Below are 1,675 nucleotides of genomic sequence, written 5' to 3'. Positions count from 1 at the left end.
GTACACAGGATTATTAAACCATGAATCTTCTATCAATTCAGGAAAATAGTCTTTGTGTATAATAAATGGTTTCAGATAATCCGGTATATATTCCATATATTTCTGTATTAAGTTGTCTGTAATGGGATGCAGCTTGCCGCCGTTATAGGCGGCACAGGTGCTTGTTAGCATCGTTCTTTTAATCCAATTCAGCATGGGAGAATAAGTCCATTATTAATTTTTTATTTTCACATGCTTCTTTAAACTGTAAGATGAACTTTTTTAAAGCCTCTTTATCACTTGAATAAGCACAGAACATACTTCCTTCCGAATCGAAATCAATGCTTTCGGATAGCTCTGGTGCTTGTTCGTCAATAAAGACACGAGCCAGTGACTCCCAGTCGTAGCCATTACCTTCAAATCCTTCATCTTCTCTTGATTGAAAGATTTCCGTTTTATACTCGCCAACAGTCAGACATACCGAAATTGTTGATTCATGTTCAACCCAAAAGAAAGGTTCAATAGCCGCTGCAAAATTATTAATGTCCATATTGTTCTAATTCTTTAAAAAGTTCATCACCATTTGCTTTAATTCCATTTCTAAACTTGGCAGGAATTCTACTGCTACAACGTTCAAACCAATCGTTAAAAACATTTTTCCATTCTTGAACTTTCTCTTTTTTAATTAACAGATTAGCATCAATGGGGTATTTCTTTGCCAGTATTACCAGCATATCAATAATTGCCAATATTGGCTGAGAAGGCTCTTTGGTTGTTTTCATCCAATCAATAAATTCATCCATCATTGAAATGGAGAATTTTATATAATCAACTCCAACAGCTTCTGCAAGCTCATTTCCTTCTGGTGCTGTACTAAATATCTTCATATTATATTTTTCTTATTCTTCGATGCTAATGGTTCAGCAGGGAACGGCTTGTCCGTTATCCTGCGTTGTTAGCATTATTTTTTTGTTTCATCCATTGCAAAAGTAAATTTTCAATCTCTTTTGCACCTGTCTCCTTAGCCAAAGCAAGAGGGGTGCTGCCGTTACTATCTTTTATATCAAGGTCTGCATGATATTCTAAAAGCAACTTCACCAGTTCTATGTTATTATTGGCAATGGCTTCCATAATCGGATATACTCTATAGGTGTCGCATGGACTTTGGCAACCATTTACGTTAATGCCATGCTCCAGCAAGATATGGGCTAACTTTACGTTAGACAATCTGCAGGCGTATGTCAGGAGCGTAAGTCCATACTCATCGCTATATACTCTATCGTTTATGTCCTTGTATCTGGTAAGGGCATATTTTAGTACATCTTCTTTGTCAAAGTAGATTGCCGTATAGAGTATATCAAACTCGTAACAATCGTTACCCATTGCCATAGGTTCATCTTTTGCTGCCAGCAACTGTTTAATGGTTTCCATATCATTGTTGCGGCAAGCAACCCCTAACGGATAAAGCTGGTAGGTTGCATCCCGTATAGTATCTTGCAGCAATGTGCTTGCTTTCACGCTATCCAAACTACAAAAAAGCGTTGCAAGAAAAAGTAATGTCCTATTTACTATCTTCATACTTACTTTTTAAGTTGCACGTTAATGCTAATGGCTTGGCGGGGAACGGCGTTAGTCCGTTATCCCGGCTTGTTACCAATATTTTTTTAAGTATTAGCCAAAGATTTCTATTCCTAAT

At 37.0% G+C, this 1,675-nt stretch carries 3 protein-coding genes; all 3 read right to left on the bottom strand.

Annotation, left to right across the window (positions count from 1 at the left end):
* Positions 1-178 precede the first annotated feature (178 nt).
* From HPS55_RS13995 to HPS55_RS13985, 3 genes are read right to left on the bottom strand one after another with little or no spacing between them, the layout of a single operon-like run.
* On the bottom strand, positions 179-529 hold the full coding sequence (locus HPS55_RS13995) for an immunity 51 family protein (protein ID WP_068960250.1): 351 nt from the start codon (positions 527-529) through the stop codon (positions 179-181).
* Positions 519-866, bottom strand: coding sequence for a hypothetical protein (locus tag HPS55_RS13990; protein WP_068960251.1), 348 nt, complete (start codon positions 864-866; stop codon positions 519-521). The genes HPS55_RS13995 and HPS55_RS13990 overlap by 11 nt, the downstream gene beginning before the upstream one ends.
* 55 nt (positions 867-921) lie before the next feature.
* A complete protein-coding gene (locus HPS55_RS13985; protein WP_068960252.1) occupies positions 922-1,557 on the bottom strand; it encodes an ankyrin repeat domain-containing protein in 636 nt (211 codons plus the stop codon).
* Positions 1,558-1,675 lie beyond the last annotated feature (118 nt).

It is taken from the genome of Xylanibacter rodentium, from assembly GCF_013166575.1.
In the GTDB taxonomy this organism is placed as follows: Bacteria; Bacteroidota; Bacteroidia; order Bacteroidales; family Bacteroidaceae; genus Prevotella; species Prevotella rodentium.
The sequence above is the reverse complement of the archived record's forward strand: the minus strand, read 5'-3'. Positions and strand labels throughout refer to the sequence as shown.

Bases quoted from the DNA above. Each gene is read 5' to 3' on its own strand.
- HPS55_RS13995 (WP_068960250.1), bottom strand. From the start codon at position 529: ATGGACATTAATAATTTTGCAGCGGCTATTGAACCTTTCTTTTGGGTT.
- HPS55_RS13990 (WP_068960251.1), bottom strand. From the start codon at position 866: ATGAAGATATTTAGTACAGCACCAGAAGGAAATGAGCTTGCAGAAGCT.
- HPS55_RS13985 (WP_068960252.1), bottom strand. From the start codon at position 1,557: ATGAAGATAGTAAATAGGACATTACTTTTTCTTGCAACGCTTTTTTGT.